The organism is Fundidesulfovibrio magnetotacticus, assembly GCF_013019105.1.
GTDB lineage: Bacteria > Desulfobacterota > Desulfovibrionia > Desulfovibrionales > Desulfovibrionaceae > Fundidesulfovibrio > Fundidesulfovibrio magnetotacticus.
Genome location: NZ_BLTE01000023.1, coordinates 40,024 through 47,563 on the forward strand (window position 1 = coordinate 40,024; position 7,540 = coordinate 47,563).

At 63.1% G+C, this 7,540-nt stretch carries 4 protein-coding genes; all 4 read left to right on the plus strand.

The genetic code is table 11. The features are described 5' to 3' along the window. Window positions 1-545: 545 nt before the first annotated feature. The 4 genes from NNJEOMEG_RS18530 (at window position 546) to NNJEOMEG_RS18545 (ending at window position 6,907) form a co-directional block, all read left to right on the plus strand. The gene (locus NNJEOMEG_RS18530) at window positions 546-1,928 is read left to right on the plus strand and encodes an FAD-binding oxidoreductase (RefSeq protein WP_173086959.1); all 1,383 of its coding nucleotides are present in this window, start codon (window positions 546-548) and stop codon (window positions 1,926-1,928) included. A 4-nt stretch (window positions 1,929-1,932) separates the two neighbouring features. Next, window positions 1,933-3,222, plus strand: coding sequence for a (Fe-S)-binding protein (locus NNJEOMEG_RS18535; RefSeq protein WP_173086960.1), 1,290 nt, complete (start codon window positions 1,933-1,935; stop codon window positions 3,220-3,222). 30 nt (window positions 3,223-3,252) lie between these two features. Further along, a complete protein-coding gene (locus NNJEOMEG_RS18540) occupies window positions 3,253-4,887 on the plus strand; it encodes an L-lactate permease (RefSeq protein ID WP_173086961.1) in 1,635 nt (544 codons plus the stop codon). A 121-nt stretch (window positions 4,888-5,008) separates the two neighbouring features. Next, window positions 5,009-6,907 carry a methyl-accepting chemotaxis protein gene (locus NNJEOMEG_RS18545; protein WP_173086962.1) on the plus strand — a complete coding sequence of 633 codons (1,899 nt, stop codon included), beginning with the start codon at window positions 5,009-5,011 and terminating at the stop codon, window positions 6,905-6,907. Window positions 6,908-7,540 lie beyond the last annotated feature (633 nt).

The following is a 7,540-nucleotide window of genomic DNA, read 5'->3' on the forward strand; positions in this document are numbered from 1 at the left end:
ATGAACCGCCACGTCCTGCGCTGGAAGCGCTGTCAGGCGGACCGGACGCCTCTGTCCCGATGCGGCATTGCCCCGGAGAGGACTTAACCGCCTTATTGTCCACATTTTCACAATGCTGTCGTCGCGCACATAACTTATTGATATAATGCAAACAAACGATTTCAAAAAAGGTCTTTTGCGCAGGAGAACGGCATCTCTCCGCAAAATGAACCCTGACTCGCAAGGCCAGATCATGAACCTTGACCAGTCAACTTCCCGTCTGAAATCCCGGACGCAGGCAGACCATCCGGGAAACCGGACTACCGCCGCGGCACGCAACACGCCTACTAACAACAGAGAATATAAAGACTAATTTTCTTCAGACAGAGATTGAGATTAATTTCCCAAAGACGCCGACTGGAGACGGTAACATCTCCAGCACATTGAAATAAAAGGTAAATCAAAGAAATGCGATCTTGGCACGATTGTTGTTAAGGACGGCTGACCGAACCCTCCTTGACCGGGGAGGGTGATGCAACCTCAAAACGACCGGGAGAATCACCAGCATGGTCAGCCAGTCCCTCAAACAAGCTTTTGTCGGCATAGTCGGCGCTGAAAACGTCATGGACGCCGAGGCGGACAAGCACTCCTACTCCTACGATGCCGCCGTGCTCGATCCGGTGCTCCCCGCCCTGGTGGTGCGCCCCTCCGAAATGGACCAGGTGGGCAGGATCGTGAAACTGTGCAACGACAACGGCCTGCCTCTCACCGTGCGCGGCGCGGGCTCCAACCTCTCCGGCGGCACCATCCCCTCCAAGGGCGGCATCGTGCTCCTGAGCAACGCCCTGAACAAGATCCTCGAAGTCAACGAGGAAGACATGTACGCCGTGGTCCAGACCGGCGCCATCACCGCCAAGTTCGCCGCCGCCGTGGCCGCCAAGGGCCTGTTCTACCCCCCCGACCCGGGCTCCCAGGCCGTCTCCACCCTGGGCGGCAACGTGGCCGAGAACGCCGGAGGCCTGCGCGGCCTGAAATACGGCGTCACCAAAGACTACGTGATGGGCGTCAACTTCTTCGACGTGGAAGGCAACTACTGCAAGTCCGGCTCCAAGACCGTGAAGTGCGTCACCGGCCTGAACATCCCGCAGCTCATGGTGGGCTCCGAGGGCACCCTGGCCGTGATGAGCGAGTTCATCCTGAAGCTCGTTCCCCCGCCGCAGGCCGCCAAGTCCATGATGGCCATCTTCCCCGACATCATGACCGCCTCGCGCACCGTTTCGGCCATCATCGCCGCCAAGGTGGTTCCCTGCACGCTGGAGTTCATGGACAACTTCACCATCGGCGCTGTTGAAGGCTTCGCCAAGGTGGGCCTGCCCACGGACGCCGGGTCGCTCCTGCTCATCGAAGTGGACGGACACCCCGCCCAGGTGGCCGAGGAGGCCGAAAAGGTCGAGGCCATCTGCAAGGCCAACGGCTGCACCCGCATCCAGGTGGCCAAGGACGCCGTGGAGCGCAACAAGGTGTGGGAAGCCCGCCGCGCGGCCCTCTCCTCGCTCGCCCGCCTGCGCCCCACCACGGTGCTGGAAGACGCCACCGTGCCCCGCTCCAAGATCCCGGCCATGATGCAGGCCCTGGACAAGATCGCCAAGGAATACAAGCTGACCATCGGCACCTTCGGCCACGCGGGCGACGGCAACCTGCACCCCACCATCCTCTGCGACCGCCGCGACAAGGAAGAGTTCCACCGCGTGGAAAAGGGCGTGGACGCCATCTTCGAGGCCGCCCTGGGCCTGGACGGCACCCTCTCCGGAGAGCACGGCATCGGCCTGGCCAAGTCGCGCTGGATGGAAAAGGAAACCAACCGCGCCAGCGTGCTCTTCTCCAAGCGCATCAAGGCCGCCGTGGACCCCAAGAACGTCCTCAATCCGGGCAAGATTCTGGGGGAGTAGCGACATGGCCGACCTCAACCACATGCTCAAACTGTTGAACGAGCTCGACGACCAGATCGTCGGGTGCATGCGCTGCGGCATGTGCCAAAGCGTGTGCCCGGTGTTCGCCGAAACCGGCCGCGAGGCCGACGTGGCGCGCGGCAAGATCGCCCTGCTGGAGTTCCTGAGCCACGAGATGATCAAGGACGCCGAGGCCGTGAAAGAGCGCCTGGACAAGTGCCTGCTCTGCGGCTCCTGCGCGGCGGCCTGCCCCTCCGGCGTGAAGGCCCTGGACATCTTCATCAAGGCCCGGGCCATTATCACGGCCTACCTGGGGCTCTCCCCCGTCAAGAAGGCCATCTTCCGGGGTATGATCACCAAGCCCGCCCTGTTCAACAATCTCCTGGCCCTGGGCTCCAAGTTCCAGGGCTTCTTCACGACCCCGGTGAACGACATCATCGGATCGTCATGTTCCAAGCTTCTGTCGCCGCTTCTGGGAGACCGTCACCTGCTCTCCCTGGCGGACAAGCCCCTGCGCGGCAACGGCACGATCGACACCGCGCCCGGACTGAGCGGCTTGAGGGTGGCCTTCTTCTACGGCTGCGTGGTGGACAAGATGTTCACCAGCGTGGGCGAGGCCGTGCTCAAGGTGCTCAGGCACCACGGCGTGGGCATCTACATGCCCGTCGATCAGGTCTGTTGCGGCGTGCCCTCCCTGGCCTCAGGCGACCTCAAGAGCTACGAGGACCTGGTCCGCATGAACCTCAAGGTGTTCGGCAAGGGTGATTTCGACTACATCCTCACCCCCTGCGGCACCTGCACTTCGGCCTTCCATCACATCTGGCCGTTGATGAACTCGGGGTTCTCGCAGTCCGAACGGGAGACCATCGCCATGCTCGCCGACAAAGCCATGGACATCAACGCCTTCATCGCGGACAAGCTGGGCGTTTCCAAGGCGGAACCGGCGGCGGGGGCCAAAACGGTCACGATCCACGATCCCTGCCATCTCAAGAAGAGCCTTGGTGTGAGCGGGCAGGTGAGGACCGTGCTCGGCGCCAACCCCAACCTGAAACAGGTGGAAATGGCCGGTTCGGACGTCTGCTGCGGCTGCGGCGGTTCGTTCAACCTGCAGCATTACTCCGTCTCCACCAAGATCGGGAAGAAGAAGCGCGACAGCATTGTGGCTACCGGGGCCGACGTGGTGGCCGCGGGATGCCCGGCCTGCATGATGCAGATCGCAGACATGATGTCCCAGGCCGGAGACCGCATCGCGGTCAAGCACCCCGTGGAACTCTACGCTCAGACCCTGGGCTAGAATTCAACCAACCCATTGAAGGAGGAACTGATGAGCGCATGGTTGCAGGTCTACAAACCGCTGGGTGACAGCTATGTCATGTCAGCGCTGGTCGCGGGCATCCCCATCTACATTCTGTTCTACATGCTCGCGGTCAAGCGCGCCAAGGGCCACGTGGCCGGCGCCGTCGCCAGCTTGGCCGCCCTCGTGCTGGGCATCGTGTTCTGGGGCATCCCCGCCTCCACCGCCATCGGTTCCTACACCTACGGCTTTGTTTACGGCCTCTTCCCCATCGTGTGGATCGTCGTCACCGCGGTGTGGGTCTACAACATGACCGTTGAATCCGGCGAGTTCGAGATCATCAAGAACTCCCTGGCGACCATCACCGACGACCGCCGCCTCCAGGCCGTGTTCGTCGGCTTCGCCTTCGGCTCCTTCATCGAGGGCACCGCCGGCTTCGGCACCCCCGTGGCCATCACCGCGGCCATGCTCGCCGGCCTGGGCTTCAACCCCCTCTATGCCGCGGGCATCTGTCTGCTGGCCAACACCGCCCCCGTGGCCTTCGGCGCGGTGGGCATCCCCATCACGGCCGTGGCCGGCGCCACCAAGCTCGACGAACTGGTCCTTTCCCAGATCGTCGGCCGCCAGCTGCCGTTCCTGTCCGTGATCGTGCCCATCTGGCTCTCCGTGACCATGTGCGGTTTCAAGCGCACCATGGAAGTCCTGCCCGCCCTGCTCGTGGCCGGCGTGGCCTTCGCGGGCACCCAGTTCCTGATGTCCAACTTCCACGGCCCCACCCTGCCCGACATCCTGTCGGCCATCGTGACCATCATCGCCCTGTGGGCCTTCCTGCGCGTCTGGAAGCCCAAGACCACCTTCCACTTCGCCGATGAAGCGCCTTCCACCGGCAAGGCCACCAGCAACTACTCCGCTGGCGAAATCCTGCGCGCCTGGATGCCCTACCTGATCCTGGCCGTGCTGGTGCTCATTCAGGGCTGGCCTTCCATCAAGAAAATCCTGGCCGCCGCCATCAACATCCAGATCGAATGGCCTCTGTACCACAACATGGTGGCCAAGATGGTCAACAACGTGGCCACCCCCCAGGCCGTGAAGTACGCCTTCCAGCCCCTGGCCGCCGCCGGCACCGCCATCCTGCTCTCGGGCCTGCTCTCCGTGTTCATCATGCCCGGCTACACCATGGGCAAGGCCATCGCCTGCTTCGGCAAGACCTGCAACCAGCTCCGCTGGCCCATCATCTCCATCGGCAACATCGTCGGCCTGGCCTTCATCATGAACGCCAACGGCATGTCCACCTCCCTCGGTATGGCTCTGGCCGGCACGGGCGTCATGTTCCCGTTCTTCGCCCCCATCCTCGGCTGGCTGGGCGTGTTCCTGACCGGTTCGGACACCTCGTCCAACCTGCTCTTCGGCAACCTCCAGAAGACCACCGCTCTGGAAATCGGCGTGCGTCCCGAACTGTGCGTGGCCGCCAACACCTCCGGCGGCGTCACCGGCAAGATGATCTCGCCCCAGTCCATCTCCGTGGCCGTAGCCGCCACCGGCCTCCACGGCAAGGACGGCGACATCTTCCGCTTCACCCTGTGGCACTCCGTGGCCATGGTGCTCTTCGTCTCCTGCCTGACCATGCTCATGGCTTATCCGCTCAAGTGGATGCTGCCCGGCTAGGCGCACATCCCGCATCATCCTGGGGGGCCGTCCGGCCCCCCTTTTTTTTCTTGCCCAAGGAGTGCCGTTTCGGGTTATTGTAACCAGAATTGAATTCTTTCCATTCCAGGAGGATCGATCCATGACCTCAGCCAACCCCCGGGCCAATGGATTCCGCCTCTTCTTCCGCCGCCTTTCCATCTCCTGGCGCTTCGCCCTGCTCATCATTCTCTTCTCGGCCTTCGTGGGTGGCGTGGTCACAGCATTTTACCTGGGCATCAAGCAGGTGCTCGACCACAACGTTCTCGCGGCCCAGAATATCATGATCGAAGGTGAAAAGCAGAAGCTCGCCATCGCCTCGGACTCCATGGCCCTCTCCATCGGAGAGGCAATCAAATCGCAGGCCGACCCGGCAAAACGCATCGACCTCATCCGCCAGATGGTCGATCCCATCCGCTTCGAGGCAGACAAGTCCGGCTATTTCTTCGTCTACGAGAACACCACCAACGTGGCCCTACCCACCCGCAAGGAAACGCAGGGCAAGGACCTCGCCGATTCGAAAGACAAAAACGGCGTCTACTTCGTGCGTGACCTCATGCTCAAGGCCAAGGCGGGCGGGGGGTTCGTGGAATACGTCTTCCCCAAGCCCGGACAGGGCGACCAGCCCAAACTCGCCTACGCCACCATGATCCCCGGCACCACCATGTGGATCGGCACAGGCGTCTACATCGACAACGTGGAACGCCAGAAACAAGTCATCCGCACGGAAAGCGAAGAACGCATCCGCTCGATCCTCACCAGGATCTTCACCGGCATCGCGATCACCCTGGTGATCATCATCGGCCTGTGCGGGCTGATCATCTCCACCATCACCGGCCCCATCCGCGAGGCCACCGCAGCCGCGGAACGCTGCGCCAAGGGCGACCTGGACATCAACCTCGACGCCCAGGGCAACGACGAAGCCGCGCACATGCAGGCCGCCCTCAACACCATGGTGGCCACCCTGCGTTCCAACATCCAGGCCATCGAATCGAAAACCAGGGAAGCCGAGGAGAAGGCCGCCGCCGCGGAGCAGGCCCGGCTCATCGCCGTGGAGGCCGTCGACAAGGCTGAAAAAGCACGCTGCGACGGCATGGGGCATGCCGCCGCCCTGCTCGAAACCGTCGCCAACCACATCGGCGCCGACACCGAGGAGGTCTCGCGGCAGGCCTACGAAATCAAGGACCGCGCCGGACTCCAGAGCGACCGCATCCGTGAAACCGCCACCAACATGGAACAGATGACCGAGGCCGTCGTCGACGTGGCCAAGAACGCCGCCTCCGCCTCCTCTGAAGCCGAACAGGCCAAGGCCAAAGCCCTCGAAGGACGCAGCGTGGTGGAGCAATCCATACAGGCCATGCGCCAGGTGGCCGGACAGGCCCAAGCCCTCAAGGCCAACATGGACGACCTGGGCAAACGCTCCCAGGATGTGGGGCGCATCCTCACCGTCATTTCCGACATCGCCGACCAGACCAACCTCCTGGCGCTCAACGCCGCCATCGAGGCCGCACGCGCGGGCGAAGCCGGACGCGGTTTCGCCGTGGTCGCCGACGAGGTGCGCAAACTGGCCGAAAAAACCATGACCGCAACCAAGGAAGTCACCGAATCCATCACCGCCATCCAGGACTCCGCAAAGGACAGCATCGCCAACACCGACAAGGCCATCACCAGCATCGAACAGGCTCGCCAGATGGCCGACACTTCCGGCGCCGTGCTCGGTGAACTTGTCCAGGGCGCACAAAGCTCCGCGGACAAGATCCAAAGCATCGCCACGGCAGCCGAAGAACAATCCGCCGCGTCCGAGGAGATCAACCGATCCCTCGACTTCGTGCGCGAACTCACCACCCAGACCACCAACTCCGTGGAAAACGCCGCTCACGCCATCTCCGGCCTCGTCGACCAGGCAGGAGAACTCGGGCGCATCATCGACCAACTCAAAACCGAAGCCGGCTGCGCACTCGCCGCCGACTCACCCAAGCCCGCCCTGCCCCGCCGATCCTGACCCGCCCTCTTCGCGCCGTGAGCCATCCGAAGGCAGGCCTTCGGATGGCTCACGGCCATGACAACTCACCGCGATCGCTCAGTCACCCAACCGGCAGAATACTCCGACCTCCCCGCAGCGCTTCCGCGAGGGCGCAGCACTGCCCCAACCAGACCCGCCTTTGCTTCACGGTGACGCCCGGTGCGGTTACGGCGGTGGAGGGAGGGGAGGAGGAATAGCCTCCGGCGGCCAAAGGGCTACGCCCTTTGGAATCCCATGTTGCTTCGCGGGTTTCACCGGGTAGGCCTGTGTGAGAGGGGGCGGCTGGTCTTCAGACGTCCGGACAACAGCAGACACCCGCCGGGAACGCGCTCAAAGCAGCGCTTATCCCGGCGGACTGCCATCGTCGCAAGCGACGATGAACAAGTAATTATCCTTTAAAATCCGAGAATTGATTCTTGCTCGAAACCCTGGCGCGCAGTACCACGGCCCCCCGCGCGGGGATTCGCGGCTTTGCGCGAATTCCCGCGCGAAAGGCGGCGCAGCCGCAAAGGTCTTGCTGGCAAGACTGTCGTCGCTGGTGAAGCCCGCGAAGCGGAGTGGGAGTGCAGAGGGCGTAGCCCTTTGCCCGCCGGAGGCATATTCTCCGACCGC

Coding starts and splice junctions, on each gene's coding strand:
- NNJEOMEG_RS18530 (WP_173086959.1), top strand. CDS start 546: ATGGTCAGCCAGTCCCTCAAACAAGCTTTTGTCGGCATAGTCGGCGCT.
- NNJEOMEG_RS18535 (WP_173086960.1), top strand. CDS start 1,933: ATGGCCGACCTCAACCACATGCTCAAACTGTTGAACGAGCTCGACGAC.
- NNJEOMEG_RS18540 (WP_173086961.1), top strand. CDS start 3,253: ATGAGCGCATGGTTGCAGGTCTACAAACCGCTGGGTGACAGCTATGTC.
- NNJEOMEG_RS18545 (WP_173086962.1), top strand. CDS start 5,009: ATGACCTCAGCCAACCCCCGGGCCAATGGATTCCGCCTCTTCTTCCGC.